General features: G+C 34.7%; 32 protein-coding genes and 3 tRNA genes. 9 read left to right on the top strand and 26 right to left on the bottom strand.

Annotated features, from left to right (window positions below; translation table 11 throughout):
• Nucleotides 1-161: 161 nt before the first annotated feature.
• The 5 genes from P5P90_RS03990 (at nucleotide 162) to P5P90_RS03970 (ending at nucleotide 1,725) form a co-directional block, all read left to right on the top strand.
• Nucleotides 162-245, top strand: a tRNA-Ser gene (locus P5P90_RS03990).
• Nucleotides 246-261: 16 nt separating this feature from the next.
• Nucleotides 262-336 (top strand) — tRNA-Pro (locus tag P5P90_RS03985).
• 31 nt (nucleotides 337-367) lie between these two features.
• A tRNA-Arg gene (locus P5P90_RS03980) sits at nucleotides 368-441 on the top strand.
• 160 nt (nucleotides 442-601) lie between these two features.
• The gene (locus P5P90_RS03975; RefSeq protein WP_278035922.1) at nucleotides 602-1,423 is read left to right on the top strand and encodes a phage integrase SAM-like domain-containing protein; all 822 of its coding nucleotides are present in this window, start codon (nucleotides 602-604) and stop codon (nucleotides 1,421-1,423) included.
• A gap of 2 nt (nucleotides 1,424-1,425) precedes the next feature.
• A complete protein-coding gene (locus P5P90_RS03970) occupies nucleotides 1,426-1,725 on the top strand; it encodes a tyrosine-type recombinase/integrase (RefSeq protein WP_278035921.1) in 300 nt (99 codons plus the stop codon).
• Here P5P90_RS03970 and P5P90_RS03965 read toward each other — a convergent pair.
• The 16 genes from P5P90_RS03965 to P5P90_RS03890 form a co-directional block, all read right to left on the bottom strand.
• Complete coding sequence (locus P5P90_RS03965) at nucleotides 1,717-3,522, bottom strand: hypothetical protein (RefSeq protein WP_278035920.1); 1,806 nt, start codon at nucleotides 3,520-3,522, stop codon at nucleotides 1,717-1,719. The genes P5P90_RS03970 and P5P90_RS03965 overlap by 9 nt on opposite strands.
• 4 nt (nucleotides 3,523-3,526) lie before the next feature.
• Nucleotides 3,527-5,452 (bottom strand): fibronectin type III domain-containing protein, encoded by a 1,926-nt coding sequence (locus tag P5P90_RS03960; protein ID WP_278035919.1) that lies wholly within the window; start codon nucleotides 5,450-5,452, stop codon nucleotides 3,527-3,529.
• A 2-nt stretch (nucleotides 5,453-5,454) separates the two neighbouring features.
• Nucleotides 5,455-9,825, bottom strand: a complete 4,371-nt coding sequence (locus P5P90_RS03955) for a phage tail tape measure protein (protein ID WP_278035918.1) — start codon at nucleotides 9,823-9,825, stop codon at nucleotides 5,455-5,457.
• Between the two features lie 99 nt (nucleotides 9,826-9,924).
• A complete protein-coding gene (locus tag P5P90_RS03950) occupies nucleotides 9,925-10,479 on the bottom strand; it encodes a phage antirepressor N-terminal domain-containing protein (RefSeq protein ID WP_278035917.1) in 555 nt (184 codons plus the stop codon).
• A gap of 132 nt (nucleotides 10,480-10,611) precedes the next feature.
• Nucleotides 10,612-10,941, bottom strand: a complete 330-nt coding sequence (locus P5P90_RS03945; RefSeq protein WP_278035916.1) for a hypothetical protein — start codon at nucleotides 10,939-10,941, stop codon at nucleotides 10,612-10,614.
• A gap of 72 nt (nucleotides 10,942-11,013) precedes the next feature.
• Nucleotides 11,014-11,295 carry a hypothetical protein gene (locus tag P5P90_RS03940; RefSeq protein WP_278035915.1) on the bottom strand — a complete coding sequence of 94 codons (282 nt, stop codon included), beginning with the start codon at nucleotides 11,293-11,295 and terminating at the stop codon, nucleotides 11,014-11,016.
• A 315-nt stretch (nucleotides 11,296-11,610) separates the two neighbouring features.
• Entirely contained in the window at nucleotides 11,611-11,931 is a 321-nt protein-coding gene (locus tag P5P90_RS03935) for a hypothetical protein (RefSeq protein ID WP_278035914.1), read from the bottom strand.
• A 7-nt stretch (nucleotides 11,932-11,938) separates the two neighbouring features.
• Entirely contained in the window at nucleotides 11,939-12,502 is a 564-nt protein-coding gene (locus tag P5P90_RS03930) for a hypothetical protein (protein WP_278035913.1), read from the bottom strand.
• 63 nt (nucleotides 12,503-12,565) lie between these two features.
• Nucleotides 12,566-12,877: a hypothetical protein gene (locus tag P5P90_RS03925; protein ID WP_278035912.1), complete on the bottom strand. Its 312-nt coding sequence runs from the start codon at nucleotides 12,875-12,877 to the stop codon at nucleotides 12,566-12,568.
• Nucleotides 12,878-12,929: 52 nt separating this feature from the next.
• On the bottom strand, nucleotides 12,930-13,127 hold the full coding sequence (locus P5P90_RS03920) for a hypothetical protein (protein ID WP_278035911.1): 198 nt from the start codon (nucleotides 13,125-13,127) through the stop codon (nucleotides 12,930-12,932).
• Between the two features lie 33 nt (nucleotides 13,128-13,160).
• A complete protein-coding gene (locus P5P90_RS03915; protein WP_278035910.1) occupies nucleotides 13,161-13,637 on the bottom strand; it encodes a hypothetical protein in 477 nt (158 codons plus the stop codon).
• Entirely contained in the window at nucleotides 13,621-14,517 is an 897-nt protein-coding gene (locus tag P5P90_RS03910) for a hypothetical protein (protein WP_278035909.1), read from the bottom strand. The genes P5P90_RS03915 and P5P90_RS03910 overlap by 17 nt, the downstream gene beginning before the upstream one ends.
• Nucleotides 14,517-14,825, bottom strand: a complete 309-nt coding sequence (locus tag P5P90_RS03905; protein WP_278035908.1) for a hypothetical protein — start codon at nucleotides 14,823-14,825, stop codon at nucleotides 14,517-14,519. Before P5P90_RS03905 ends, P5P90_RS03910 begins: the two co-directional genes overlap by 1 nt.
• Before the next feature lie 15 nt (nucleotides 14,826-14,840).
• Nucleotides 14,841-15,833 carry a DUF6712 family protein gene (locus P5P90_RS03900; protein WP_278035907.1) on the bottom strand — a complete coding sequence of 331 codons (993 nt, stop codon included), beginning with the start codon at nucleotides 15,831-15,833 and terminating at the stop codon, nucleotides 14,841-14,843.
• A 2-nt stretch (nucleotides 15,834-15,835) separates the two neighbouring features.
• Nucleotides 15,836-17,209 carry a hypothetical protein gene (locus P5P90_RS03895; protein ID WP_278035906.1) on the bottom strand — a complete coding sequence of 458 codons (1,374 nt, stop codon included), beginning with the start codon at nucleotides 17,207-17,209 and terminating at the stop codon, nucleotides 15,836-15,838.
• A gap of 5 nt (nucleotides 17,210-17,214) precedes the next feature.
• On the bottom strand, nucleotides 17,215-17,445 hold the full coding sequence (locus P5P90_RS03890; RefSeq protein ID WP_278035905.1) for a hypothetical protein: 231 nt from the start codon (nucleotides 17,443-17,445) through the stop codon (nucleotides 17,215-17,217).
• Between the two features lie 487 nt (nucleotides 17,446-17,932).
• Between P5P90_RS03890 and P5P90_RS03885 the strand changes: the two genes are divergently transcribed.
• From P5P90_RS03885 to P5P90_RS03870, 4 genes are all read left to right on the top strand, one after another.
• On the top strand, nucleotides 17,933-18,361 hold the full coding sequence (locus P5P90_RS03885; RefSeq protein WP_278035904.1) for a hypothetical protein: 429 nt from the start codon (nucleotides 17,933-17,935) through the stop codon (nucleotides 18,359-18,361).
• 73 nt (nucleotides 18,362-18,434) lie between these two features.
• A complete protein-coding gene (locus P5P90_RS03880; RefSeq protein WP_278035903.1) occupies nucleotides 18,435-18,662 on the top strand; it encodes a hypothetical protein in 228 nt (75 codons plus the stop codon).
• An 11-nt stretch (nucleotides 18,663-18,673) separates the two neighbouring features.
• On the top strand, nucleotides 18,674-19,126 hold the full coding sequence (locus P5P90_RS03875; protein ID WP_278035902.1) for a JAB domain-containing protein: 453 nt from the start codon (nucleotides 18,674-18,676) through the stop codon (nucleotides 19,124-19,126).
• A gap of 25 nt (nucleotides 19,127-19,151) precedes the next feature.
• Complete coding sequence (locus P5P90_RS03870; protein ID WP_278035901.1) at nucleotides 19,152-19,802, top strand: N-6 DNA methylase; 651 nt, start codon at nucleotides 19,152-19,154, stop codon at nucleotides 19,800-19,802.
• 126 nt (nucleotides 19,803-19,928) lie between these two features.
• On the opposite strand, the gene P5P90_RS03865 is transcribed toward P5P90_RS03870, so the two are convergent.
• The 10 genes from P5P90_RS03865 to P5P90_RS03820 all read right to left on the bottom strand — a co-directional run bounded on the left by P5P90_RS03865 (nucleotide 19,929) and on the right by P5P90_RS03820 (nucleotide 26,287).
• Nucleotides 19,929-20,234 (bottom strand): helix-turn-helix domain-containing protein, encoded by a 306-nt coding sequence (locus tag P5P90_RS03865; protein WP_278035900.1) that lies wholly within the window; start codon nucleotides 20,232-20,234, stop codon nucleotides 19,929-19,931.
• The gene (locus P5P90_RS03860; protein WP_278035899.1) at nucleotides 20,227-20,499 is read right to left on the bottom strand and encodes a hypothetical protein; all 273 of its coding nucleotides are present in this window, start codon (nucleotides 20,497-20,499) and stop codon (nucleotides 20,227-20,229) included. Before P5P90_RS03860 ends, P5P90_RS03865 begins: the two co-directional genes overlap by 8 nt.
• Before the next feature lie 142 nt (nucleotides 20,500-20,641).
• Nucleotides 20,642-21,541: a hypothetical protein gene (locus tag P5P90_RS03855; protein ID WP_278035898.1), complete on the bottom strand. Its 900-nt coding sequence runs from the start codon at nucleotides 21,539-21,541 to the stop codon at nucleotides 20,642-20,644.
• Nucleotides 21,504-22,346 (bottom strand): hypothetical protein, encoded by an 843-nt coding sequence (locus P5P90_RS03850; RefSeq protein ID WP_278035897.1) that lies wholly within the window; start codon nucleotides 22,344-22,346, stop codon nucleotides 21,504-21,506. The genes P5P90_RS03855 and P5P90_RS03850 overlap by 38 nt, the downstream gene beginning before the upstream one ends.
• Before the next feature lie 44 nt (nucleotides 22,347-22,390).
• Nucleotides 22,391-22,957 carry a hypothetical protein gene (locus P5P90_RS03845; RefSeq protein ID WP_278035896.1) on the bottom strand — a complete coding sequence of 189 codons (567 nt, stop codon included), beginning with the start codon at nucleotides 22,955-22,957 and terminating at the stop codon, nucleotides 22,391-22,393.
• The gene (locus P5P90_RS03840) at nucleotides 22,947-23,276 is read right to left on the bottom strand and encodes a hypothetical protein (protein WP_278035895.1); all 330 of its coding nucleotides are present in this window, start codon (nucleotides 23,274-23,276) and stop codon (nucleotides 22,947-22,949) included. The genes P5P90_RS03845 and P5P90_RS03840 overlap by 11 nt, the downstream gene beginning before the upstream one ends.
• A gap of 49 nt (nucleotides 23,277-23,325) precedes the next feature.
• A complete protein-coding gene (locus tag P5P90_RS03835; protein WP_278035894.1) occupies nucleotides 23,326-23,520 on the bottom strand; it encodes a hypothetical protein in 195 nt (64 codons plus the stop codon).
• A gap of 347 nt (nucleotides 23,521-23,867) precedes the next feature.
• Entirely contained in the window at nucleotides 23,868-24,473 is a 606-nt protein-coding gene (locus tag P5P90_RS03830; protein WP_278035893.1) for a hypothetical protein, read from the bottom strand.
• A gap of 7 nt (nucleotides 24,474-24,480) precedes the next feature.
• Nucleotides 24,481-25,347, bottom strand: coding sequence for a hypothetical protein (locus tag P5P90_RS03825; RefSeq protein ID WP_278035892.1), 867 nt, complete (start codon nucleotides 25,345-25,347; stop codon nucleotides 24,481-24,483).
• A 121-nt stretch (nucleotides 25,348-25,468) separates the two neighbouring features.
• A complete protein-coding gene (locus P5P90_RS03820) occupies nucleotides 25,469-26,287 on the bottom strand; it encodes a hypothetical protein (RefSeq protein ID WP_278035891.1) in 819 nt (272 codons plus the stop codon).

Raw genomic sequence — 26,287 nt, 5'->3', positions numbered from 1 at the left:
TTCGAAAAAAATGTTTTAAAATATTATTTTGTATCTGGTTGATTGTTAGAGTTTTTTAAAAAATTCGAAAAAAATATTGAAAAAAAGCACAAAAATAGTTGTGAGTAATGGGATGATGTGTTACATTTGCAACCGCAAAACGAGACACGTTCTTTGAGCTTGGAGAGGTGCCAGAGTGGTAATGGAGCAGATTGCTAATCTGTCGACGGGTAACCGTCGCCAGGGTTCGAGTCCCTGTCTCTCCGCTTATAATTTGCTACTCGGGGTGTAGCGTAGCCCGGTTATCGCGCCTGCTTTGGGAGCAGGAGGCCGCAGGTTCGAATCCTGCCACCCCGACGAAAACTTCACCATAAGTTTTAAAAAAAATGGTCGCATAGCTCAGCTGGATAGAGCACCTGCCTTCTAAGCAGGCGGTCGAAGGTTCGAATCCTTCTGCGATCACAAGAAGCCTTTTAGGCAGAAAACAAAAGCGCACATACAGACTGTAAAGTCAAGTATAGTGCGCTTTTTAATTTTTTACCTAATTTTTTACTTCTTAATGAATTCTACATTTCAATACAAATTGGACACGCTATTGGCCACGAAAAAAATTATCGTGCCAATGAATGAATCATTCACCTTTAGAGAATATAAAAAAGCTAACGGAAAAACCCCTTTAGTTTTAACTTTACGAAGCAATTCCAAAAAAGAAAGAATTGCTTTGAATTTGGATATCAATATTGATCATTGGGATAAAAGCAAACAACGCCTTAAGCCAATTAATCAGGAAAATATTGATATCAATCTTATCTTAGATAATATCCAGTCCAAAATCACTCAGATAAAAACTTCGTATCGTTTATCGGATAGGGTACTTACTTTGGAAACTCTTAAAAAAGAATTCCTAAGTAATATGCCCCGAATTCGACTTACTGCCTTTTACAAAATGATGTTAGAAGAAGAGAAGGTAATGATGGAAATTGGTTCCTATAAAAGATACCTTTCTGTTTTGAAAAAAATTGAAGCTTTTGACAATGACATTACTTTTATGGAAATCGACCAAAACTGGTTGGACAAATTCCGAAAGCATCTTAGAGGATTAGGTAATGCTAGTACAACTGTAGCAGCAAATGTAGCAGCAGTTAAAAAGTTTCTGGGATTGGCTCAAAAATCAGGAATTAAATTAGCATTAAACATTGACGAAATTCAGGTTGGCAGTACAAAAGGTAACAGAACCAGTCTTTCTACAAATGAACTAAAACGATGTGCAGGATATTATTTCAGTCCTTATATTGCCGACTCACATCGACTGATTTTAGGGTATTTTCTTTTTAGTTGTATGACAGGTTTGAGAATATCAGATGTTCAAAGTTTGACCCGTTCTAATTTTATGGATAACTATGTTACTTTTATTTCCAAAAAACACAAAAGGATCAGTCAGTAGCTATGAATATTAAAGCGCGTGAAATTGTAGAGCATGAACCTTTATTGTTTGAGAAGAAATACGCCGACCAACATATTAATGATGAACTAAAAAAAATAATGCTCATTTTGAAAATACATAAAAAGGTAACATTTCACGTGGCCAGACATACATTTGCAACCTCTTTTCTAAGAGCAGGCGGTCAAGTAGAAAAATTGCAAAAACTACTTGGACATAGTGACATCAGCCAAACGATGATATACGTTCATATAGTTCAGGCTGATGCCAATAAAGAGGTTTTTCTTTTAGACAATTTATTTTAATGTGTGGCCATCTACTTCAACTTCAAATTCATCTTTTGCGATTTGCGTTTTATTAAGTGATTTTAAAATAAAGTACCTGCCATAAGAAAATATTTTACTTTTTGAACTCACTTTATTAAGTGATTCAATGAAGCAAGTAAAATTCCATTTGAAGTTGATAGAAGTTAATCGAAAATTAAACCAATCTTTATAATGGTTTTCCGCTACCTCAGGCAATAGCATTGGTGCTGGATCTGAGGTAGTATTTACACCACTTGAATCTAATCCATCATAAAGAACAGCATAAATCTTATTCGGTTCTGACTCAATAGCATGAGCCGTCCACACTCCATTATAAAATTCATTTAGAAATGGAAATGCTTGAATTGTAATTTCTTGTGTTTGATCATCGGTAACATAGCCTGAAGTACTGTTCCCATCTGTATTAAAAAAATAAGGTTTATGCTTGTTTTTTTCATCGGTTGGGTCTGAAAATTGTAAAAGAAATGATAATCCATCATTAGTTTCTCGTTTAGGTTTTGTTTGGAATTCACTAAAATCGATGGCTTCTTCATAATTTAGTTCCTTAGAAATATAGTTCATCCAAATTTCTTTTCCCTTAGTTGTAATATCTAAGTTATACCAATTTTTAACCGTAGTAACAAAATTTCCAAAAGTAATATCAGGAACTAATTTGTTCAAATCAACTGTGTTGTTTTGGATAACATTGGGAGAAGCGACACCTGCATTATCAAAAAAATATAAAGAGGATGTTTGTAAATCGCAAATCGCTGAATCATCATCTTTATATTGCTCACTTTCAAAAATAACTTCATGAACACCACCATCATTAATAGTATCAAAAGTAACATCAACATCATAGGTATATATATACCCAGAATGGTTTTTCCTTTCGAACTTGTAAGCTTGCCATAATACTTTATCTCTATATTTTATTGTAGCCCATGTCCATGTTTTCCAAAGCCCATAAATATTTACGTTACCTGCTATCTGATATCGTCCAGATTGAGGTAAAGTGATACTCTTATTGAAATTTGCTAATCTTCCTTGCGAGTTTACCAAATCTGTACCTAGAACAATTGTTGAAATATTGGCCTGTTCTAATAATTTGTAATATTCTGTATCTATATACAAAAGTTTCTTTTTTAATGCAGGAATTTCTAGTACATCACCTTTTAATTCATAACCAGCATCAGTAAATCCTTGCTTCATTATATGGAGAAAATAAGGCATTGGCTGCATGATATTTTTATTATGAGGAATATCATCCACAACTGTATTCGTTACAAAATCGCCATCAACGTATTTATTTAATACTTTTTCGAAAAACGTCCACATTTGATTAGTGTTGTCAAACTTGTCAACTTGTATTTGCGGAAAATTATAATTTACCGCAGGCCATGTTTGGCTAATTATTGTTTTTGCGTGAGCATATATATCTGAAGTGTTGAAAATTTGTAAGCCTAATTGATTGAGTTTTTTGTTGAAGTTAGGGAAATTATCAAGACCATATTTAAGTTCAAATTCTATTGAATCATCTACTCCTGTAGCTTTTAGAATTGCAGCTTCTTTAATGTCGTTAAATACATAAGTGACTTGATATTCAACAACTATTTCTTTTGAGCGATAATCTAGTAAATCCTCAAAAATAACTTTAATTTCATCGGATAAATCCATTGTAAATGGAAAAGAGTATTTCGTATTGAATGAATCTGAGAACCAAGAATTGTCATCATTTAATGAAATTGAAGTATTGGATAAATCCAATTCAAATGTTTCGTGAATTATCTTGTGCATGATATTAAGTTATTTTAGTTTTTCCACCAGTTGTACAAGTTCCTACTGATAGAACCTGTCCATTTACACCATAAATAGAAATTGTTTTATTTTCAGGCAATCCAAATTTTAGTAATTCAGAGCTTGTATATGTAAAAACGGTATCAGGATCACTAAATACCGTATCTCCTACCTCAGGATACGTTCCTGCTCCGTCATGGAAACGAAGTGTATTTTTAACAGCATCACAATCTACACCACCTGTGTACACTCCGTAATAGGTCATGTAAAACGGTTTAAGAGTACTCTGTTGAGTAGAGCGACTGATTGTTCCGGTAGTATCTGAAGTATTCCCAGATACATCAGTAGCAGTAATATAGAAATCATAGCTTGTATCCTGGCTTAATCCAGAAACTACAAAACTAGTATTGGTAGTTTCTCCAATTTTTACTCCATCTTTATAAATACTGTATGTGATATCTCCCGCTTTGTCATCTACAGAAGCGTTCCATCCTAATGTAATTGTTGTGTAAGTAATATTAGTACTTGTCAGGTATAAAGGAACACTCGGAGGCGTAGTATCGAATGAAGTATAAGTCGATACCGTTACAATATTACTGGCTAGTGACAAAGCACCTACATTGCTGCGTGCTTTTACAGTAAAGTCGTAATTAGTAGCTAAATCCAATCCGGTAACATCAAAATACAAATTACTGGTTGCCCCAAAATATTCCCCATCTTTAATAATTTCGAAGAAAACAATTTCCTCGGTTTCGTCAGGATCTATTTCCCATTGTAATCGAGTAGTGGATGCAGTAGTTCCCGAAGCTGTTAAATTAATAGGAGGTAAAATAGCATTTACATTAAAAGCAATATCCTCTAAATCCTGATCTAAAAGTAAACGTAAAGGTTTCGTTTTAGTAGGATTTACAAAAAACTCTACATCATAGTAATACAATTCAGTGGTTGGGTCTTGTTTTACAAATTTCTTTGGATTGGTAGTTAATTCGATAGCTTCTTTTTCACCTATAATTAACCACGCTTTTAAAGAGTTCAAAAGACTTTCGATTATGAATTCTTCCTCCTGAAGCATGAAACCTGTATTGATTATAAAGCTTAGTTCTTTAGTAGAACTGACCTTATTGTTAATCTTTCTAAGTCCTTGATGGATTTGGTTAAACTTCGTTGTAAATTCTACTGGAAAACGGTATTCACCTGTAAATTCGACAATAGTTTTTAATTTGTATTCATCCTCAAAAGCAATATAATTGCTGTATGATGTGGAGCTTGGAAAAACAATATAAGTCTTTACCAAACTAGGATTATTTGGCATCTTGATTTTAATAATATCCCCTTGTTTGGTTTCATAATCACTCAATTTTAATGAGCGACTACATATATTATCGCTAACAACTGTAAAAGAAAATTCATCTACTAGAGTATCATTTTTATACACTTCAAACAAATGAGTACCAACGGTTAACAAGGCATTGAAAAACACATAACTATTTTCTCGTGCGCTTCTGTTTATTTGATAAACATCAAGAAAAGCACAATTATTTTCCACATTTTCAGGTTTAAAACCTGCGATGAATTTTACAGGACCTATTTCGTGAACAGAAATTTCAGTATCTGTTTCATTGTCTTTTTCAAAAATTACAATTGTGACCTCAGATGCTTTGTACTGCAACAAACGTTTCATTTCGATTGTTTTGATACGAGGCATGGAACGATCAATAATTTCACCAAGATTGAATGTTGCTTTATTTTGAAATAGAGGAATTTTATAACTCAATGTTTTGGAAGATGGAATTTGCGTATAAAAGGCATAAGAAGTTATGGTTACTTCCATTTCAAAATAGGTATTTGATAAAGGGGAATCAAATACAATTTCATCTTCTTCTTTGGTGAAGAAATAGTCAGTGTTATTGTATGGAGTTGTAAAATTCATAGCTAGGATACTTTATTGTTATTTTTTAAGGCATCGTATTTTTTAAGCCCTTCACGAATGTTTTTCATGGATTTAAAATCTTTGTTTGTCATAAAAGCTTCAATTCCATATTGTTTAATTTCACGCATGACTTCGGTATTATCCTGAACAATAGCAAGAACCATTTTCAGTAATTCGGCATCGGTGCTATTGGATGGAGTAGCCGTAGAACCGGCAGGAACTTCATAGCGTTTTAAGTTTTCATTGTAATAGCCCTGTTCAAATCCTTTTATTCCTCTTAGTTCATTAACCAAAGCATCTTTAACAGCAGGATTCATTTTAGTCCAGGCTTTATTGTCAATTACCATTTCGGGACCATTTTCGGCTACTAGAAAATGAGAAGTATCCTTAACCAAACCTGAACGGGTTTTACCTGCATATTTTGATTTGAAAACTTTTCCATCCTGTTCACGTTTTATGTATTCAGGATACAAACCATCCTCATAACCTGAAGCTGATGGTAAAGGCTGTTTAGCCACCATAGCAATTTGTGCCAATCCTAAAGCACCAACAACTCCTGACATAATTGCTGCAGTAGCACCAAAATCAAATTTTGGGAATTGCGCCCAAATACCCATAATGGCCATTGCGGTATTCATTGCAATTTGAGAAATCGTAATTGCCTTTTGTCTTTTGGCTTGTTTGTTTTCGATTTCGGCTTTTTTCTTTGCTAAATCATTGTCTGCTTTTTCAACAAAACTGTTGTATTGTTCCTGGGTTATTCTACCTGAGTCTAACTGTTGTTTGTAGCGGGCTTTTTTAGTATTGGTGTTTCGTTCAAAAGTGGCTAGTTGTTTCTTTTCATTTACTTCAAGAAACTTACTGTACATTCCATAAGCATTAGTTAAAGCCGAAACAGCAAAAACCATTTCATTTATACCCAATTTTCCTTGCTCTAAATTATCAAACAGCGTAACCCAGTTATCTGGAGTAAACCCGAAAATATCGGCTTGACCACCACCAACTCCTAAAGCTTCGGCATTTGCATTCTGTTTGTTTCCTTTTAATTCATTTATTTTATTGATAAGCTCAGTTAAACTGATACCTACTTGGCCAGCGTAATCTTCAAACTGTTTTACTTGTTCCGGAGTAAGCAGAGAAAGGTCTATTCCCTGAAAGTTTTCTTTACCTACTATTTTTTTATAATCGTTAAGTAAATCTCTTAAGAATTCTTCTTGGCGTTTTAATTCATCTTCTTCATGAGCTTCTGTAAGTTTGGCTTTGGCTCTTTTATTATTGCCCAATGCAGCCAATTCCTCATTGAACTTGATTTCACGTTGTTGTTTTTCACGTTCAAAAGCTTCTTTCTTTTTATTAATTGCTTCGGTAGCTGCCTTTTCTTCAATAGTGGCTAATTTCAAATTATGAATAGCCAATTTACCTTCCTTGATTTGGTTTATTTTATCATCAAGTACGGCGTTTTTTTCATCCCATCCCTTACGGATGGTAAGCAAAGCATTGTATTTTTTTAAATCCTTATCTACTTTGGCTTTAGCAATATCTTCATCCAGTTTTGCCAATTCCTCCGTATGGATTTTTTGACGGTCTAAGTCGTCAATTTCTCTTTGGTAACGTTGGTTTTCAATTAGTAATTCTTTTTGATAACCTTCTTGCATGGCTGCAATCTTATCATCTTCAAGCTGTCGAGTAAGTTTTAGTAGCTTCTCATTGTAATTTGCGGTGCTTTCTAACTTCAAGCGATTGATTTCTTCCTGAGTAGAATTAGGGTCTTTTTTATTTTTAGTACCGTTTTCATCATCCTTTGTTAGAGGTTTATATTTAGAATCATTGGGACTATTGGGTCCAGAAGAAGATGGTAATCCAATTAAAATATTAAGTGCTTTTTCATCTGTTTTTATTTCTTGAGTAAGTTCATTGAATTCTTTAGAATCTTTTTTAGTCCAGTTTAATTTATTTTTTCTATCTGTAATGGCTTTTTGTAGATTTTCTATTTGCTTTGTCTTAGTGTTTTCAAGTGCTGTAAGTTGAAAACCTGTATCTTCTGCTTCTCTTTTAGCTTGTTCAATTTCTGCTTGAATTTCCATTTTATTACGTCCACCCAATCCAAACCATTTACCATCATCACCAGCCCATGAACTTCCTTCATTTTTTGTTGAGTTCTTTTCAAGAGAAAGTGCTAATACTTTATTATCCCTTTTTAATTTTTCTTTTCTTAATTCTGCCTTAACATCTTGAATTGCTTGAGCATTTGCAAGTTCATCTATAGCCGCTATATATCTTCTTATCAATCGTTCCCCTTCTGCTGTTGCAATGTTTTCTTGAGTTAAAGTATCTAAATAACCACCTGCAATTTTTTGAAGTTGAGATAATGCTTGTTTTTTTTGTTCAATAGTCGCATTTTCATCTTTCATTATTGAAACTAAATCTGTAACTTCTTGCTTTTGCTCTCCAATTTGATCAGAGATTTTTTGATTTATTAATATTTGATTATCAAGAGATTTATTGGTTTCAACTGTACTCTCAGAAAAAGCCACGTATGCAGCTGCACATGCTCCTATAATTGCTACTAATGCTCCCCATGGATTTAATGACATTGCAGCCATTAATGCTACATATGCTTTTCTAACTTCAACAATTTTAAATGTTAAAAATGATTGAGTAAATGCTAACGCTTTAGTCGCTACTTCCTGAGCTACTAACCAGAAATATTGAATCTTAAATACGATGTTAGATAAAGCGGTTGCTTCAGCACTTTTAGTTGTCCAAAATGCAACAAGTTTTAACCCTGTTTGATAAGAAAAAATTGTTGTAATACCTATGGCTAACATTTTGATAAGAATCATTATTCTATCAGCCCATTTTCCTACTGTATTATCAGCATCTTCAGTAGCTCCAATAAATTTTCCTAATACATTTACTCCAATGGTAAGCCATTTTATAAATGTTTCAGAAGAAAACCATCCTGAAACCGTTTTGGATATCCTTTCTAAAATCGCTTCAAGGTCATTGTTTTTGATATTGTATTCATTAATTAAGGATGTTCCATCGGCAAAAGATTTATTTGATAAATCAATCAATTCACGGAAACGAGCGGTATTATTACCCATTGCTCCGATAACCTTATTGGCACCATCGGCAGAGATACCTAGATAATCCAATGTTTTGGCAACATCGGTAGCATCCATGCCTTTCATTCCTTCTGAGAATTTAAGCATAAATTCCAAAGGATTAGTATTAACCATATTTTCGACTGCCTTTTGGGAAATACCCATTACTTTGGCAAACTTCCCACTTTCGGTACTGGCTTGCTTCATAAAAATACCATAGGCACGAGCCGAAACCTCAGATTCTAAACCTGATTCCTCAAAAGCGGCACCAAGCGCTAAGGTTTCCTGAATAGTAGGTTTTAACACATCGGTAAGAGAACCTAATCGGGTGGTGAAATCGGCAATGTTAGCCTCCGAAGCTACTCCCTTTGCTCCAAGGTCATTAATTGCAGATCCTATTGAATTGTAAGACTGTTCAACACCTAAATCCTTAGTTTCTTCGAACAGAAATTTTATTTTCCCCAGTTTGTTAGCGACTTCCTCAGCACCTCCGGTGAATGAATCTCCTAATGCAACCGAAGCTTTGTTCATTACATCAACAAACTGACCTATTTCTTCTTTAGCAATACCTATACGGCCACCTTGCTCGGCAATCCCTAATAAATTAATACGGGAAGTACGGGTATGGAGTAAACCAAAGGATTTGGCTAATTCATCCACTTCCTTACGGGTCATTCCGGTAGTTTTCATCACATTGGATTGCGCACCTGCGAGTTTCCCATTGATATCAATGATTTTTTGGATAGAATAGACTACTCCTGTAAGTGTGGCAATTACCGACAGCGCCATTCCCTGGTATCGGTTAAATCCGTCAGCCATAGAACCAAGAGAAAGTTTTGTTTCCTTTGCTTTACCACTAAGTTCATTCATACGGGCTTTCACTTGATTTAAATCGGCTTCGTATTTTTTATAATCAGCAGAACCGGGAACAAGATTACGCAGGGTATTACGAAGCATAGTAGATTTAGCTTGCAATTGCCCCATAGTTAAACCGGTAATTCCGATTTGGTCTTGCAGTGTTTTCATCTTTGCCTTATTCGCTGTGATTTCAGCAGAATTGGCTTTGATGGTTGCAGTTAAGTTTTTGTAAGCTTCGGTTTCTTGTTTTCCTTGTTTTTCAAGCAGCTTTTTTTGAAGTCCTAAAGCCTTATTTTCTTCATTAAGTTTTCGGGTAGCTTTTTCCAGATCAAAAAGCGCTTTTTGACCTTCATTTCCATTGATAACAATGGAAAATTTCATTACTTCATCGGAGATAGTCTTTGCCATTAGTACTGATTTTCAGTAAAGTTGGCAATAGTTTAGAGGAAAAATTGTGACATAAAAAAGCCCCGTAAATACAGGGCTTAAGGCTTGTTTTATGTTTTTTTATTCTTCAAATCCTTGTACCTGGTACATTGATAGTTGATTGTTATTTGCTTTCCATTCTTCGAAAGTTGTTTTTCTGAAAACATTCATTTCGGTTCGGATTTCCTTAAGCAATTTTTCGGCATTTTTAAATTGATTTCTTGCTTCGGTTTCTTTACTTACATATTCATTCAATTTTTTTTCTTTTTCTTCAATGAATGAAGCGTGTTCTGTGAAGTAAGCATAAAGGGCTTTATGACAAATTCTTTTATATTGAATTAATCCTTCGCGAACTTCCTCTTTCACGTTTTTAGAGGAAATAGAAAACAACCAGCCAAAAACAAATTCTAACGGAATACATTTCATCTGATACTGTTTTCCATCAGCTCCAGTTGTCCCCCTCAGGGGGATAACTGAATCTATTAATTCATCATTTTCTAACTTTTCTAATTGAGAAGTATAATTTACTCCCAAAGCTTCGCAAATTGGTTTAATTGGAACAAATTTTTGTCCGTCTTCATCGACTACAATTACAATTCTCTCATTGTTGATTGTTGAAATTAATTGTGTACTCATATAATATTGTTTGTTTATAAGTTTTACGCTACAAATATATAATAACTATTTGATTATCAGATAGTTATGTTAATAAAATATTAAATTTTAACATTTGTAAACAAAAAAAGCCACAATTATGTGGCTTTTTTTTTAATCATTATACGGTTCAACTATTTCAAACCGTGTGACATCGAGTTTTGTTTCTACATGATTGTCATCATCAATAAGAGTGAGGACATTTAATGAAGCTTTCCATAGATGTCCGGCTTCAATTTCATAACCATTGTGTTCTATATCTTCTGTATTTCGATACAGATCATCACATTCGGTTAATTCAATGAGTTCCTGTTGGGAGATATTACCGGATAAATAGGAGTGGAAAGCGTTTTTATCCATAAACAGTACTTTGCCCGTGCTGGTAAATACCATTTTTAAAGGTTCGTAATCAGAAAAGGCAGGGGATTTCCAAACAAATTCCATAGCTTCTCTGAAAGTCTTTTTTTCATTGATAACCTAATGCCCTTGGCGTAGATTATCTTAACTGGAACCAAGCTAGACATGTTTAATGTGTTTGTTGGTTTCCAATACAATAACATCTCTAGAAAAAGGTTTAAGGGCCTTTGAAAAATCAGAGATAAACTTAAGGCAGTTTAAGGCTTTAAGCCTTACATGCTGTTGGTCTGCCTGTTCGGTTTCCATTAATAGATTGGTAATTTCCTGCATTTCGTCCGGTAGTTCGTCCACTTCAAATTCGAAGTAGGCATCCTGGGCGAATTTTGCCAGTGAAGGCATCACATCACGGTGTGATGGTTTTTTGTTCTCTTGGTTTCGCATTTTTTCGAGATATTTTTAAATAGCCCACAACAAAGACTGCGAAACCAAGAATAAACTCGAAGATGTCCGGTCTTCCTCCGAACTTCAATGTTGTGGGTGAATTATTTAAATTGTCAGGTAGAAACATAAGTTTCATAGTTTATTTTGATTTCGCAAAGCAAAGATATATTTTAATTTTAAACAATGTGCATTTGCATACAAAAAAAATATCCTACTCGATAAAGTAGGATATAATGGTAATTACCATAATGACTATTAAGACAAATAGCCACCAGTTAGGGTCTTGTAATCGGCGGGAGTGGTAGTTGTGATACATTATTTATATTCTTCAGACTGCATTGAAATTAAATTCCAATTATTAGAATCTAAAGCATCCCCACCATTAAAAGATAATTTGACTTTATAAACATAAGAAGATTGTACTCCAAAAGCATTTTTAGCACTTATTTTTCTTAAAACAGTATAACTTCCATCTGAATTTGTTTCAGTAGAACAATCAAAAGAAGAAAATTCAGCTTCATCAGGATAATTTAAATCTGTTTTTATAAAATCTTCAGATATTAAACAGGGATTAGGTTCTGGATTTCCACAAGAAATTAAATTAATTAATAAAAAAAGAAATAATATTTTTTTCATTGTTAACTTATGATTTTGTTTGTAAATACTTTAATGATTTTAAAACATTAGGTATGTCTTTTACTTTAGCTTCAGTCCAGAAATATTTGTCTTTATACAATGTATTATTAATTATCACTGAAAAAATTTGAGTACCATTATAAATTTCAAATTTCAACATAACTTCTTTACTATTAAAAATATATTTAACTGTTTTGTTTTTCCCAGCAGCTGCATCCAAATTGGGTATAACATATTTTTCAAACCATACAATTAAATCCGATATTTCATCCATACCCACCCATGCAGTTTCTTTCGCAGAAATAGTAGCCATACCTCGACTACCAATAACGTACGTACTTTCAATCGCTAATCCATTTAATTTATTATTAGATTTTAAATCAATTATTTCACTTGGATAAAATTCAACTGATTCACCTAGACCAGATTTAAAAATAGCTTTTTCATTTTCATCCATATTTATTTGAACATAGGATGATTTTTCAATAAACAATGAAGGTGTGGATAATTTTGATTCTTGAGAAAATCCAATTACAGGAATGATTAATAATAAAAAGAAAAAATTTTTCATAGTCTGATTTTTAAAGTTAGAGTGTAAATATAAGAAAATCCCTCACGATGGAGGGATTTATTTTTATTCTTCTAACTTTCGTAACTCTTCCTTGACGGCAGCAGTAAAACCAAAATGTAGTTCCTTGATCATATTGTTGTAATGCCCCCAAATGATTCGGTTGTGAACTGGGTGGGCTTTCTTACGCTTTATTCCTTTTTTTGAAGTTCGGGTTTTCATATCCACAAAACGGTGTTTTTTAAGATGGGAGTAATCCAAACCGTTTTCGGTGGCTACAAAGCCACGCCCGGAATACCAATCTTCACTCTCAAACCCACGACTTGACATATAGTTGCTTGTGGCCAAATCCAAATCCTGCGCCATTGTCTGGCTCACTTTACGGATAAAGCGACCTTCTAGTATTTGGTCAGAGAGTTGTTCGCGTGAATCAAGCAGGCTCATTGGTTTTTATAATTTCAATTCGTTTTAATTGATACAAGATGTTAAGCTTATCGCCTAAGGTTACTTTGATACGCCCTTTACGGATGTTGTAAATTTTATCTTCACTAATCCCTTCTAATTGGGTGTAAATGGCTTTTTTAGAGATTACTTCTTCAAAAAGTACATCGATTTCTTCTGTTGTCATGGCTTTATATTTTTCCGTAAATATACGGAATAATTAAAGCGTATCCAAATTTATTTCCACAACCCAACCATTGCATCCGTCCATCATCCAAACAGGATTTACCGCTATAGAATTTTCATCCAATAAATTGAGAAAATCACACATTGCTCCGGTATGATTAGCTTTGTCAAATAATAATTTATCGACAAATGCTTTTGCTTTTACTTGAGTTTCAACAAATATGTTCAGAAACGAATCCTGATCGTGTTCTGAATAATCGGTTTTATTGAGGATGAAAAAGGATAGAATGTTGACCCACTTGGTGTTGTCCTCGCTTCCTTTTAATCGGAATTCAGGCAATACCGCAATGAGATAGGTGTTTTCTTCCTCTTCACGTTCCTTTAGTAATTTGGATAAATTAGGCTTATCAATTATCATATTGATATAATTGAACAAGGGTTTATCCTGTTCATCTTTAAGCTGCGCTTTGACTTCGGCCTGATATTCTCTAATTCTATTTATTGGTAGCATTTTGTTCCTGTTTTTGTCGTTCTAAATCATTTCTGCGTGAATCATACATTTTGATAAGTATCTGCCAGAAGTTGGTATTATCTACTTCTTTAATATTTCCAAATGCGCCACTTTCGGCCATAGTAAAAGCAATACTATCCATTCCTATTCCCGGTATGTCATTGTCATTGGAAGCGGAACTACCATCAAAAAGAATAGACAAGTCTATTTCTCTTCCAGACCATAGTAATTTGGCATCTACCAAATACTTTTGGAAACTGGCAAAGAGCAGATAAAATCCATAAACAAAACCAATGGGTGCATACTTGAAATTTTCAGCATGTTTTTCCAAAGTTGCCGAATTATAAGGCACTCTAATGTTACCATCGTAATTGGCAGATTGCTTTTTGATGAATAAGAAAGATTTTTTCTTTCGATAAAAAATAGCTGTGAGCAATACAAGCAACTGCATATCGCCAGTAGCATGGAAATCATGGAAAATACGCAAAGCATCACGATATTCGCCAAAGGTCATATTCATAAAACTATCCGAAGGACCGTAATAAGTGGAAAATGCAGGAGCATATTCCGGTACCGGATTATTGATGTAATATTGTTTAATGGTTTTTACTCCGTCATTTTCTTCAAAAAAGGAATCAATGAGTTCTGAAACCATATAGACATTTGAAAATTTATCTTCATCCTCCAATGAAGCTTTAGCAGCTTTCAATCCCATGAGTTTATAAACTGCATGAGTTCGGAATTCCTGGTAATCAATTTCCTGATTGTGAAACCTAAAAATCAATTCGCACATATCGATATACTGGAACTTGTCACATTCTGACAAGTCAGCAGGAATATATCGTGTGAGATTAGCCTCTGGAAGATAGACGGTGTGCATTATACCAATTCTAGTTTATCATTGATTTTTATATCCAGTTTGTTCATTTGTTCGCCAAATTCAGCTAAAACTCTTTCTCTGATTTCAGTATTATTCCTCATGTGTTTAGGAATGAATTTTGATTTTGCATCTGCACGAAGGAATTTTCGAACCATCTTTACAATTTTCCCTTTTAGAATAATTCTGTCTACCTCTCTATCTTCAAGAGTTTGTTCCAGTTTTCCGTTAATTTTTTGGAATTTTTTAATCGTTCTGAAATTGATTAAATAGGTAAAAAAGGCGCTGATTTTGACAAATAATCTTTTCATATATATTGGTTTTAGTTATGCTGAAAAATGTTTATCCCCGAAATTTATTTCAGGTATAATCGAGCAATCGTTATCCTGTTCCGGTGCCGGTGCTAAAAGTTTTTCTATTTCACCAATAACAAGTTTGAAATCTGATTCGAAAGCCTGACGGGCTTCCTGAGTTTCATTTTTAAGTGTTGGTTTAGCTCCTCGGGTAGTTGCGCTGTTACTTGTTACGTGCTGCAGTACTCCTTCAGGATATAAATGAACCGAAAGTCGGGGCATAGCCCAAGCTAAAGAATACAAAACCGATGCTTTTTGAATTAGGCGAATCAACTCTAAGTCGGTTGCATCGGTTATAGTTGTATTCTCCTTTAGCGCCTGTTTCAATGCGGTGATTTTTTCAGTACCAACTCGGGGTCTGATTTCATATTGCTCGCAATCCGAAAGGGCAGGGGCTAATTTTATTAATAACAATCTGGAATTGATTGTAAAATGTTTGTCAAAGTCGGAAACTGTACGGATGAACAAATTATGAGTTGCTTTGAACGCATCACTATTTGTCCAAATAGTGTAAAGTGTTGTGGTTAATTCATCCTCAACTTTTGAACGGTCAAGAAACTTGATTAAGTCATCCAATGCACGGTAATAGCGTTTTTCTAATGCTGCATTGTCACGATCAAGCAACCATTCAAATGCCTGCTTTTCGTTTTCATCTAATCGCATTTTTCGACCATTGTTGGTGTGAGCCAAATCGTTGGATACACAATACAATCGATAAGCATTTACCGCTATCGGATAACGTATTGCATAGATGAAAGGCTTATCTTCATCTGAAATTGTACCTTCATTATAACTAGCAACCGCTTTATTATAGACTTCAAGACCTACCAAATCAATCACATCATTTGTAGCCGTGATAATATCTGGAATAAGATTCTTGAATTTTAAATCGGCATCAATGAAACCCAATAAATCTTTAAGTTCTGTATTGCCTGCTGTTCCCGTGGTTTGAAAAAGTAATTTCATAATTAATTTGCAGCTTGATTGATTAAACGGTCTTTTGGAGCAATGTTTTGTTCTTTTTCTGGATTTACATGGTAAAACCCAAGTTTGAGTTCTTTATTTGGAAAATTGATACTAAGAGCATAATTAATAGCTTTCATAATTATCATTTCAGGAATATCAATCCCAGTTTGCAAGAATGTTTTAAGTGCATAGATTTGTTCAGAACCTGAATCATTTTTACCTGTTTCAGATACATTTCCTAAAGCGGAATGTAAATTCAATCCTGATGATAATGCATGATCGGCACGCTCTGAAATTTTTATCTGAGCTTCAACAAAATCTTTGATGTTTTGGTCGATTACTTTAATTTCCCAACCATGTTCTAGCAGGTTAGTTCCCTCAACTGTGAATTCTTTTGTGGTGTGTAAATACTTACCTGTATTTTCCTCTCCTGATAACACAACAGAAATCTTTTTTAAGAATTCTGCTTGGTATTCCAAAAGCATTTTCTCCTTATAGACTTGTCCTGATTTAGTGCAATTTTCCTGAATTTCTTTTCGTTTATTATCCCAATATTTTTGAGGGGAAACAATATGATATTTTAAGTTAATCGAGTTTTTTGATAAGGCTTTAAAGATTAAAGGAACTGATGTTGACCTATTCAACCATTCTAAGGAACCGTATAAATCAGGAACAGTATAGTAGTCCGTGCAAAAGCTGTACATATTGGAATACAGTACAGAATTTGCATTAGCAAATGGATTAAGGAAATCAAATAGAGGATATACTTTGTACTCAGATTGATTATGTGATTTAGTGAAAGACCTGTCAGATACAAGAGCATGAGTTGCCTCTCTTGAATTGTAACTCTTAAGAGTTGCTAATCTTGTTCTGTCCGGATACAAATGTTTGATACTGGCTATTGATGCTTTATCTCCAATTCTTGCACCTCTGTTTAATTCATATCGCGAGAATACTCCTTCTATGTTTTGGAAATCTGTACAAGCTCTTAATAAGTATTCCTCGTAATTCCATGAGCGAAGCCAAGCCATTACTTCGGCATCCTTTACCCAAGTACGCTTTAATAAATTATCTTGAATATCTTCAGTATATAATTGCGGACCTAAACCCCAAATCAATTGGGTTTTCTTTTTCATTATACCTGGTGCAATGTAGTTTGTTTGAACAGTGTTCTTAATGATATCAGGCAAATCGTTATTGTTCCCATAAGGATGCACCAAGTAATCACCAATAAAACTTGAATGACTATCCCAATCAAGGTTATTACTATCACCTTTGAATTTATAGAAATCACGAGGGGTTTCGCTAACTTGGTATGTGAACGCAACGTCTGGCGCATCTACAATAGCATCTCTGCCAATATATTCTATGTTCATAGCTATTATGGAATTACTTTATATCCGTTGAAACTTAATAATAGTGGTAGGTAAAACCATCTATTACCCTCCTTTGCATTGACATATCCTATCAGGACACTGGCTTTTAAGCTTTGGTTATCCTTGTACCCAACTCTCAATTGCGCTTTAGTAACCTGCTTAATCCCATCAGATGTACCATTGCTAGCATTATAAGACATGAAAGAGAATGAGAAAGGAATACCTTTTTCTGTCATTTCCCTCATCTTCTTTAATGCTGTGTAAAGCTTGATGGTTTGTGCCATGTAATTACCTATTATTTATGTACTACAATAGTACTATTACCATAGTAATATTGGTGTGACATGAACAATAACAAGGGGTTAGGTATGCTTCGCAGTGATAATTGGTGGGCGGCGGTCGGCTCGCTCGCTCATATCTCTAAAAAAAGAGGTAAGAGGTAAAGAGAAAAACGATTTTGAGCGGGACGGTCTTTCGAGTCATTCAAACAACAAACCACCCTTTTTTATTGGGGTTAGTTTGTTTGTTTTCAGTTACTTGTGTTTTTTTTGTTTTTTTGTAACTATGCTTTTTTCTTCCTTTTTTAAAGGTAAATTTTACTATTTATAATTGTTCTAAATTTCTTTTTTTAGTATAAAAAACTGTTTTTAGCTGTTCTAATTTTTCCGTATTTATACGGAATTTTGTATCTTTAAGTATTGAAAATCACTTAAATATAAGATTATGAACACGCAAAAAGTACAAAAAGAAAAAGAGGTAAAGAGCAACGGAGTAAACCAAAGCCCAAAATTATTACCCTTAGCACAAGCGGTAAAACCTACCGAAGAAAGCAAAGAAACAGCCGAATTTGCAAACATTCAAAAATTTGCTTCTAAGTTACCACCAACAGCCGAAGAACGCATTAAAAGAATTGAGCAATTTAAAGCACTCTCTGAAAGATACAACGTTTTAAAAGAAAAAGACAACGATTTAAAATTATTCATCGCAGGAAACGACAAAATGACCGCAAGAATAAGCCTTGAAAATCAAGCAGGTTTTAAAATGGAAATCAGAAACTCAAACGTAATTGAGAAAGTTTTAAAAACAATGCAGGACGAACTTAATATTTTACTTGCAGATTCTGAAAACGAGGTTTTGAACTTCGAAATATAAGCCCAAATAAATTAAAAAACCCTCTGATAGGTCGAAGTATCGGAGGGTTTAAATCACTTAAATTATATAAGCCATGACGCAAATACAATCTAACAGCCACAAAAGTACATCTTTTAAATTGTCCGAGCAAGTAAAAGCCTTACTACACGAAAAAGGATATTCTTTCCTTTTCAATTATTCAGATTATAAATATTTCAAATCACAGGTAAAGAAAGCATTCAACAAAGCCCAAGCAATAGCCGAGTTGTTTATCCAGGAGAACCAACCGCAACAAAGCGATTATTCAGAATACCTATTTTAATATTTATAGCCATGACTTACAACATACCCGAAATAAAAATTGCAGTTTCTTTCGATAAAAATTTAAAGAAATCCGAATTAGTAAAAATCACAAGTTCGCGCGATGCTTACGAAGTTTTCAAACGTGTATTTAATGCAGATACTTTCGACTGGTGCGAAGAGGTTGTTATGCTTTGCGTTAATAATTCTAATAAAGTAGTAGGATTTTATAAAGTTTCAAGCGGAGGAATGACAGGAACTATAATCGATGTAAGAATGATTTTTACAACTGCTTTAAAATCTTTAGCTACCGGAATTATAATCGCACACAACCACCCAAGCGGAACCCTAACCCCAAGCGAAGCCGATAAATCAATTACCCGAAAAATAAAAGAGGCGGGGCAATTCCTTGACATCAAAGTATTAGACCATTTAATCATAACGGATGAAAGTTATTTTTCATTTGTTGACGAAGGTATTTTTTAAAACAAATCAAAAAAATAAAACCCAGATGTTAAAAAATAGAGACGTTCCAAAGGAGTTAAAAGAATTTAACTCCTTATTTTTTGGCTTTGAGTACCGCCACGACTTAAACCGCGTTTTTGATGATTTACTAACTGTTATTATTTGCGCAATGGGCAGAGGAACACAAGAACCCCTATATTTAGAAACGATAAAAAAATACAACCGCAAAGAGTTAGACAGTTTTTGCCGACTGTTTGCCGAACTTGTAAAAATTTATAGCGTTCACACCTCCAACGGCGATTGGTGCGACCCTCTCGGGGAATATTACGAATGTTTAACAGGAAACTACAAAAAATCCAATTTTGGGCAGTTTTTCACCCCTAAAAGCATTTGTAATATGATGGCTTCACTTGTTATTGATAATGATTTTGGTAAAACCATAAACGAGCCTTGTTCGGGTAGTGGTCGAATGGTATTAGCAGCCAACCACATAACCAAAGGAAACTATTATGTTTGTCAAGACCTTGACCCGATTTGCTGTAAAATGACCGCTATAAATTTATGCTTTCACGAAATCAGAGCAGAAATACACTGTCATAACTCTTTAATGATGGATAAACCCCGCTTTTCCTTAGCCACAAACTACGAATTTTGGAAAAACAAGACTTACACCATTTTATACTACAATAACGATTAAAACGGCTCATTTCAAGCCGTTTTTCTTTTTACAAAAAAATCCGCCCAAGCGGGCGGAGTTGCGTTTCTTTTTATTTTTTCTTTTTGCTAAAAACTAGCGTTTTTCTAATTCAAATTCACTTATAAGTTAATTTTTAGGCAATTTATCCATTCTTCTTCCGAGTTGTTCCATTGCTCTTTCAAAAACAATATTTAAATCTGTTTTTGATTCTTGATCTTCAAAAAAGAAATTTACTTTAATAGCTTTAGCGACACTCAAGAATGTATCTAAATTAGGTTTATACTTTAAAGAAAAGAACCTACTCACATTGGATTGCAATAATCCTGCTTTTTCAGCTATTTCTTCCTGACTTAAATTTTTATCAGCTGCAATTTCTTTTAGCAATAAAACGAGCAACATCCATTGCTCGTTTTGATTATTTTGTTTACTCATTTATTATTTCTAAAATTTTATCAAAATTATTTTCTACTAATTTAAAAACTTCACCCATTTCTATTGGTGAATTAACTACTTTTCCTCTCCAACTTAATCCAGTAGCTATTACCGTACCTGATTTGTTAACTGATGAAATATATCCGTTGTCTCTACCTGAAATAGATATTTTTCTTAACTCACATGAATTGATATCATTGATAGTTTTTTTTACTAAAATTCCATTTCTTTCTGTTGTAGCTTCTAATAAAATTAAAGTTTTCATATTTTTTTTGCCGTATTTTGCTGTTGCCGCCAGCGTCTAATTGTTATTTTGATATGTCAAAGATATATCATTTTTGATATATTGCAAAATATTTATATAAAATTATATCATTTTTGATATAATTTATTTTCATTCTAAACAACTACACCACACTCGGGTCCATTCCCGTATAACTTGAATGATCGTTAACCAAATCCACCAATGCTCTGCGATAAATCAAATACTTAAATGCATCCGAAAAGTTCGTAGAATACATAGGGCGGAGTAGGATAGGCAAACTTTCCGATGATTTATCCTTGTGAATGGAAGCAGAACCGGTTTTGGTATCTTTTTTTACTTTTATTTTAGTCAATTCAAGCGAACTCTTAAGGCACTTGCATTGGAATTTATCAATTTTTAATTTCAAAAGCCCTTTTGTCGTTTCGCCCATCATCGCTTTGGCAAATTGGAATTCCTCCTCCTGGTATATCGTAGCCTGATTCTCGGACATTAAGTTTACTACCCATCCGGTAGATACCCCGTTTTCAAATTCAATCGCTTTTTTCACGGCATTTGCCCAGTCACGTTTGGTTTTCGAATTCTGATTTCCCGAACGATCATAATACAAATCCAAAACCTTTACTTTGTGATGCTTGAAAAATTCACGGAACTTTTGCCCCATCTGGATTTCGTTTTCCGGAGCCAATGTATAGAACTCTTTTAGGCAATATAAGTAGTTTCCTCGTGGCTGCGCTGTGATCAAACTACACATATCACCAAAGTCCATACCGCCTTCCAGTTTCGCATTGTGGTCGATATATCGCAATGCCAAACTGCTTTCCTCAATTTCATCCGTCAAAAGATAGCGGTCATAGTAATCATTCAGAATCCCATCATCATAAAAATGATGCTCACCAAGATTACCGTAGAATTTTTCCCCTTTCTTCAAATTGATTTTTAGCGAAAGGATGGCACTCTTAAATTCTTCTATTCCCAGAGCTTTCAAACTATCCGCAAAATAACCTTCAGTAAGGATATCCACATTTACAAATGAGGAAACCACATAAAAGAACAGTCAAATCCTTGCGAACACGAATCCATCTTTCCGTCCATCGCATCAAGTTTCCTTGCAGTCTTTCGATGGCTTTGTAATCTCCTGCCTGTTTGTACGAAAGAATTTCACGTTTTATTTCATTCAGCACCAATCCCACTTCAAGAGCCAGTTTCACCTGTTCCAAATCCATGTTCTTTTCATCCTGCATAATCCAATCATCATCACCATCAATAATGTTTGGCATATCCGTAGTAAATGTGGTACCACGATAATACACCGAATGGCCAAACATTACATATTCACCACGAATAGCAGGAGTCAGTTTTTTAAGTTTTTGCTGTTTTAATAAGCGAGCTTCATCACCATACATATGCTGATAAGATCCACCTGCTAATCCTCCTGGTTGATCAAGTGACCCCAAGTTGACAAAACAGCCATTGAAAATTGAAATTGTATGCTTGTAAGTTTCTACAGGTTTGTAGGGAAGCATAAAGTGGGAGGGAGGGCGTTCGTCAGTCACATAATGAATTCCGTATTTCCACCCTTTACGGTTCCATCCTTCCAGCAGGGTAGGAACAATGTTTTTCAAACAATTGGTATAAGTATCCGAAACTAGAACCTGATAGCTTTTAGGCATATCGTACATCACGTTTTGAGAACGTTCCGCAATGATATCCGCAGTTTTTGCAGTAGCACGACCAGCAATCAATCGCAAATGCTTGGGAGCAATCAGGAAAATGACCGTTTTAAGCCAAGAAGCAAAACGGCCTTGTACATCGGTATCGTTAAGACTTACGTGGGTCCTCCTGCTCATCTGGGAATACTTTTAATGGAAATCCTGGTATGAGAGATTCCTGTTTAATTCTTATCTTTTTCTTTTTCGGTCAGTTCAGGGAACTTATCAATCATTTCAGCCAATTTCTGACGGTTAACCTTTGGCATATCCAAAGCTTCAGTATCCCATGTATACACCACAAACGGCTGCTGAAATATTTCTTTTGGTAATTCCTCTTTGTCCGGTTCATTGACAGCTCGGAGTGCTCCGGCATCAATCAACATTTTCACCACTTTTTGCGCATCATTGACATCTTTAACTGTCAGCATAGCAAAATTGATCATCTTGTCAATTTTGTCCGCATAGATATTACGCCAGGCATCTTTGGAAATCTTCGAATCACGATAAAAATACTCCTGAGCTTCATCGCATACCTGCGAAGCTTTATATCTCGAAAGTTTGTATTGAGGCGAAACCATCAAATGCTTAATGATAGCCTCTTTACTCCCAAACTTATCAATACGTAAAAACATACCCCTTACCATATCCAGCAGCTCTAAATAAGCCACAATATGTTCAGGGGCATTGTTAGGATTTCCTTTTTCCATGAAATCGTAAATATCTTTGATGTCAACTTGATCAATAGTCATCGCCAAAAAGGATTCGGTTTCTAATGTTGTTTATATTGTTCTTTTCAGCCTCTTTTAGAAATATTTGCGCTGCAGTAATATTTCCTTTTTCAGCCAGTTCTTTTTGTTTATTGTTGATTACGAATTCAGATACCAATTTCCCGCGCTCATAGGCTTTTCTTACTTCCGATTTAGGATCATACCACAACCGCATAAAAGCCTTCTTATCCACGTCCAGATAAAGCGCAATTTTCTCAGGCGAATAATTGCATGCCGCCAAATCATGTATCGAGGTAATTTCCTCCTCCGAAAATCGTAAATCAAAATATTCCATAGTCATTGCGCTTGTTTGGTCATTGCGAGCGATAGCGAAGCAATCTCACTAAAAATTACATTTTACTTTTAATATTAAAAGGAGCCATCGGCTTCTGCAATCTTAAATCTGCCTTCTCTTTACTCGGTCTCAAATGTTCTGGAGGACTAGGAATATTTCTACCACCACCACGCACACCTGAAATAGCCAAGGCAATCGCACAGAGTAACGCCAGAACAGCAATAACAAAAAGCAAGTATAACGAATCCATCACTTAAATTTTTTAGCTACAAACGAACAAAACCGCCCCAATTGATAATATATACCTGTAGGCAACGAAATCCCCATCAATACCAACCCAATGATGAAACCAAAAACCACCGCCAAAATTCCCAGAACGAATTTTACAACCCAATAAATCAATGATGTTATCATAGTCTATTTTTATATTTTATTTTCCAAACTCCAATATCCGAACCTTTATTAATACAGCTTAAATCATCCAATTGATATAAAATAATTTCAGCATTAAATTGGGATACTATAATAAAAAGAGGCCTTTTCGATATAGGAATTGTTCTTATCATAATCTGAATTCTAAAATCTGCAATCTAAAATCTAATATTTCTTCATTTTACTATCCGTAAACAACTTCATTCTAAAATCATACAAACCTTTGCTGTTTGCAAAAGTGTATTGCTCATAGTGGGCATTTTCGCTCCAGTTACCCGAACCTTCCACAATAAAATAATGATCCTGTGTTTGCATCAGGCAAACCTTCGCATGAACCCACGCATACATCACAGTCAAATTTGGCCTGCTTGTGGCCATCGCCATAAGATTGTCAATTACCACAGGATTTCGCTTAATCATACTATCCGAAACCAATAATGTGATACGCTCAATCAAACCTTTGTCATGCAGTTCAATCATGGCTTCAATTACCTTTCTTCCTATGCTGTAAGTAGATGCATGCAACTCCTTGATAGGAAAATGTTTCGCCACAAATGGAATAAAGGTGAAAGCATTAAAAGCAGTATCACTTTGCAAAAAGAAAAACTCCTCTTCAGCCGGAACCCGCATTAAGTCGCTTTCAAGCGAACTCACTTTTTGAAAATGTTTTACCAGGTATTTAGAAACATACAAAGAATCCTTTTTATCACTCCCAGTATTTCCCTCCTCAGGAGGGGGCAGGGGTTGGGTCAAATCCTTGTAATCAAACAATCCCATACTATTTAGCAGGCACGCCTAATTTCTTATTAACCATAGCAAGCTTTTGTTCGCGGTCCGCAACACGAGTAGTAATCTCAGCGATTTTCTCTTCGTCTTTGTTAGCTTCTGCTTTTGCTAAATCTTTCTTATTTGTAGAAAAATATTTTGCACTCGAATTTTTATAAGCAATTAATGCCGCCTGATCCATTTCCTCAACTTCACGTTGCATTTGCAATGTTTTGAAAAGAGGATGAACACCTAAAAGCTTTCCAGTTTCCTTATAAGCGTTCAATTCATTGTAAATCTTTTGGTTTTCCTCAAAAGCTTCTGCAGCTAATCTCGCAATTTCTGTCTGCTCTTCTTTTGATACTTCCAATTCTCCCGCTTCAATTTTCAACAGCTTATCATGGTTTTCAGTGTACACTTTCCAAGCAGTCATTTTATCCGCAACCAAAATTTTCAACTCATTCGGACAATCAGGATTATTCAAGAATAAGAATTCCTCACGCAATGGTAATGAAGCATCAGTCACAACTTCAGCACCATTTACAATGATTTCACCTAGATCAGAATCATCAGGTATTTCACTTTCAATTCCTTCAATTGCTTTCTCATTTTCCAAATCATCATTATCAGTATTAGAACTGCTCTCTGCTTTCTGAATACTGATTACTTTCACTTTCTCCACATCACTAATGCCATGCATTTTTTGCAAGTCATACAAAAGATTTTCAAGCGTGCGCTCCGAATATCCCTGAATATTCATCGAGCGTTCTACGCCCACATTCTTATTTGGGGATTTTCGGTAGAGTTCAAACGCTTTATTAAACTGTTCCGATTTTTCAATAGGTAAGTTCTGGAAGAACTCTACAACATCTTGTCTCATGGTATATCTCTTTATGTTAATTTTGATATGATGGTAAAGTTGGTAATTACCTCCCTAAAACCGTGTGACATAAAAAAAGCCTTGCATTTGCAAGGCTTTTTAATAGCTGTTTTTTCAAATACTATCCTCTTGATTTCTCAATTAAGAAAGTAAGCGATCCGGCTTTAAACACTTCTAATGTTAAAGTAGCCCCTTCAAGAGCAATCCAAACAGAGAAGCCTTTTAAAATTGCATCTTTATTCTCAACGCCTGGAGACAAAGTTGCCGGAGTATCACCACCACCTCCAATAAGAGTAATAACATCACCATGATTCAAAGTAATTTCTGAAAACTCAATAGCAGCAACTTCAGCAGGAAGTTGATAAATATAACCATTTGTTGAATTTACTGCTATAGCTGAAGCAGAAACAACTGCAAAAGGATCAGCAAAAACCAAAGCACCTGTATAGTGTCCAATTACATATCCTGATTTAGCAAATTGTTCAAAAACAAGCATATGTTTTCTGGAATCATTATCGTCAGTTAATGATGGTTTCAATTGTACCGGAGCACACTTGGTACCTATCACTTTTCTGAAATTATCAGAACAAGAACCATAAATTATAATAACATTTACACCAGTCCAGTTTTGTACAAACTCGGCAATTTCCAATTCGTGACCAGGATGCTCTCCTTCAAATCTTTGTTTGAAAGTAATAGAATCCTCATCTCCGTCAGATTCGTATCCGGCTTTTATTTTTGATGGAGTCATATACACAGTGTACATTCTCGCTCCAGCTTTCATCACAAAATTACCTACATAGTTTACTCCTTTTCCATCAGTTACAGGAAAAGTTAAAATATCATCTACAGCTACTATTGTAACATTAGGGTCTTTTGGTGCAGCAGCTCCTGGGGATTTCCCCAGAGGCTTCACTACATTGTGTCTTATATAAGTCAT

This window comes from Flavobacterium nitratireducens (genome assembly GCF_029625335.1).
In the GTDB taxonomy this organism is placed as follows: Bacteria; Bacteroidota; Bacteroidia; order Flavobacteriales; family Flavobacteriaceae; genus Flavobacterium; species Flavobacterium nitratireducens.
The sequence above is the reverse complement of the archived record's forward strand: the minus strand, read 5'-3'. Positions and strand labels throughout refer to the sequence as shown.

Coding starts and splice junctions, on each gene's coding strand:
- P5P90_RS03975 (WP_278035922.1), top strand. CDS start 602: ATGAATGAATCATTCACCTTTAGAGAATATAAAAAAGCTAACGGAAAA.
- P5P90_RS03970 (WP_278035921.1), top strand. CDS start 1,426: ATGAATATTAAAGCGCGTGAAATTGTAGAGCATGAACCTTTATTGTTT.
- P5P90_RS03965 (WP_278035920.1), bottom strand. CDS start 3,522: ATGCACAAGATAATTCACGAAACATTTGAATTGGATTTATCCAATACT.
- P5P90_RS03960 (WP_278035919.1), bottom strand. CDS start 5,452: ATGAATTTTACAACTCCATACAATAACACTGACTATTTCTTCACCAAA.
- P5P90_RS03955 (WP_278035918.1), bottom strand. CDS start 9,825: ATGGCAAAGACTATCTCCGATGAAGTAATGAAATTTTCCATTGTTATC.
- P5P90_RS03950 (WP_278035917.1), bottom strand. CDS start 10,479: ATGAGTACACAATTAATTTCAACAATCAACAATGAGAGAATTGTAATT.
- P5P90_RS03945 (WP_278035916.1), bottom strand. CDS start 10,941: ATGGAATTTGTTTGGAAATCCCCTGCCTTTTCTGATTACGAACCTTTA.
- P5P90_RS03940 (WP_278035915.1), bottom strand. CDS start 11,295: ATGCGAAACCAAGAGAACAAAAAACCATCACACCGTGATGTGATGCCT.
- P5P90_RS03935 (WP_278035914.1), bottom strand. CDS start 11,931: ATGAAAAAAATATTATTTCTTTTTTTATTAATTAATTTAATTTCTTGT.
- P5P90_RS03930 (WP_278035913.1), bottom strand. CDS start 12,502: ATGAAAAATTTTTTCTTTTTATTATTAATCATTCCTGTAATTGGATTT.
- P5P90_RS03920 (WP_278035911.1), bottom strand. CDS start 13,127: ATGACAACAGAAGAAATCGATGTACTTTTTGAAGAAGTAATCTCTAAA.
- P5P90_RS03915 (WP_278035910.1), bottom strand. CDS start 13,637: ATGCTACCAATAAATAGAATTAGAGAATATCAGGCCGAAGTCAAAGCG.
- P5P90_RS03910 (WP_278035909.1), bottom strand. CDS start 14,517: ATGCACACCGTCTATCTTCCAGAGGCTAATCTCACACGATATATTCCT.
- P5P90_RS03905 (WP_278035908.1), bottom strand. CDS start 14,825: ATGAAAAGATTATTTGTCAAAATCAGCGCCTTTTTTACCTATTTAATC.
- P5P90_RS03900 (WP_278035907.1), bottom strand. CDS start 15,833: ATGAAATTACTTTTTCAAACCACGGGAACAGCAGGCAATACAGAACTT.
- P5P90_RS03895 (WP_278035906.1), bottom strand. CDS start 17,209: ATGAACATAGAATATATTGGCAGAGATGCTATTGTAGATGCGCCAGAC.
- P5P90_RS03890 (WP_278035905.1), bottom strand. CDS start 17,445: ATGACAGAAAAAGGTATTCCTTTCTCATTCTCTTTCATGTCTTATAAT.
- P5P90_RS03885 (WP_278035904.1), top strand. CDS start 17,933: ATGAACACGCAAAAAGTACAAAAAGAAAAAGAGGTAAAGAGCAACGGA.
- P5P90_RS03880 (WP_278035903.1), top strand. CDS start 18,435: ATGACGCAAATACAATCTAACAGCCACAAAAGTACATCTTTTAAATTG.
- P5P90_RS03875 (WP_278035902.1), top strand. CDS start 18,674: ATGACTTACAACATACCCGAAATAAAAATTGCAGTTTCTTTCGATAAA.
- P5P90_RS03870 (WP_278035901.1), top strand. CDS start 19,152: ATGTTAAAAAATAGAGACGTTCCAAAGGAGTTAAAAGAATTTAACTCC.
- P5P90_RS03865 (WP_278035900.1), bottom strand. CDS start 20,234: ATGAGTAAACAAAATAATCAAAACGAGCAATGGATGTTGCTCGTTTTA.
- P5P90_RS03860 (WP_278035899.1), bottom strand. CDS start 20,499: ATGAAAACTTTAATTTTATTAGAAGCTACAACAGAAAGAAATGGAATT.
- P5P90_RS03850 (WP_278035897.1), bottom strand. CDS start 22,346: ATGAGCAGGAGGACCCACGTAAGTCTTAACGATACCGATGTACAAGGC.
- P5P90_RS03845 (WP_278035896.1), bottom strand. CDS start 22,957: ATGACTATTGATCAAGTTGACATCAAAGATATTTACGATTTCATGGAA.
- P5P90_RS03840 (WP_278035895.1), bottom strand. CDS start 23,276: ATGACTATGGAATATTTTGATTTACGATTTTCGGAGGAGGAAATTACC.
- P5P90_RS03835 (WP_278035894.1), bottom strand. CDS start 23,520: ATGGATTCGTTATACTTGCTTTTTGTTATTGCTGTTCTGGCGTTACTC.
- P5P90_RS03825 (WP_278035892.1), bottom strand. CDS start 25,347: ATGAGACAAGATGTTGTAGAGTTCTTCCAGAACTTACCTATTGAAAAA.
- P5P90_RS03820 (WP_278035891.1), bottom strand. CDS start 26,287: ATGACTTATATAAGACACAATGTAGTGAAGCCTCTGGGGAAATCCCCA.